This is a genomic window from Neisseria sp. P0021.S006, from assembly GCF_051956895.1.
In genome coordinates this window covers 1-939 of record NZ_JBQCWZ010000523.1, presented here as the reverse complement: position 1 = coordinate 939, position 939 = coordinate 1, and the positions used below count along the sequence as shown (strand labels likewise).

Below are 939 nucleotides of genomic sequence, written 5' to 3'. Positions count from 1 at the left end.
GTATTGGAAGCCAGCCTGCCGTCTATGGTGTCAAAAATTGCTCCGTCCGATTTGAAAGGCACCGCGATGGGCGTGTATAACACCATGCAGTCGGTCGGCTTATTTGTCGGCGGCGCAACCGGTGGTTTATTGTTCCAAAAATACGGTTTTGTAGGCGTATTTGCCTTTTGTAGCGTATTGATGTTGCTGTGGCTGGTATTGGCAGTCATTTCGCCGGCACCAAAACCTGTCAAAAACCTCAGCTATCCGCTTAACGCCGAATGGCAACAAAATCCGGATTTGCTCTACCAAAAATTGACCGAAATTGAAGGCGTTGAAAGCATCAGCTTTAGCGCAGACAAACAAACCATTTATATCAAGGCCTTGCAAAAAGGATTCGACCAAGAGGCCGCCGAAAAAATTATCACAGGAGTGTAAAATGTCATTGAATAAAGTTATCCTCATCGGCCGCCTCGGCCGCGACCCGGAAGTCCGCTATATGCCCAACGGCGAGGCCGTCTGTAACTTCAGCGTTGCCACCAGTGAAACGTGGAACGACCGTAATGGCCAACGCGTAGAACGTACCGAATGGCACAATATCACCATGTACCGCAAACTCGCCGAGATCGCCGGTCAATACCTGCGTAAAGGCAGCCAAGTGTACCTGGAAGGCCGTATCCAAAGCCGTAAATACCAAGGAAAAGACGGCATCGAGCGCACCGCTTACGACATCATCGCCAACGAAATGAAAATGCTCGGCGGCCGCAACGACAACAGCGGCGGCGCACCATACGATGACGGCTACAACCAAGGCGGTCATTCAAGCCAAAGCAGTTACCAACAAGCGCCACAACAGCAATACCAATCTGCTCCAGCTCAAGAACCCCCAGCCGCCCCAGCCCGTCGTCCTGCTCCGGTACAACCGACTGCTCCGGTTGATGATATCGACGACGATATTCC

2 protein-coding genes are annotated in these 939 nt (G+C 51.8%); both read left to right on the top strand.

Going from position 1 to position 939, the window contains the following annotated elements; all coding sequences use genetic code 11:
- Nucleotides 1-417 (top strand): MFS transporter (locus ACTHUM_RS15445; RefSeq protein WP_440403345.1); only part of this gene is annotated, 417 nt, incomplete at its 5' end.
- 1 nt (nucleotide 418) lies between these two features.
- Nucleotides 419-939: single-stranded DNA-binding protein (locus ACTHUM_RS15440; protein WP_440403344.1), on the top strand; the 521-nt coding region annotated here is incomplete at its 3' end.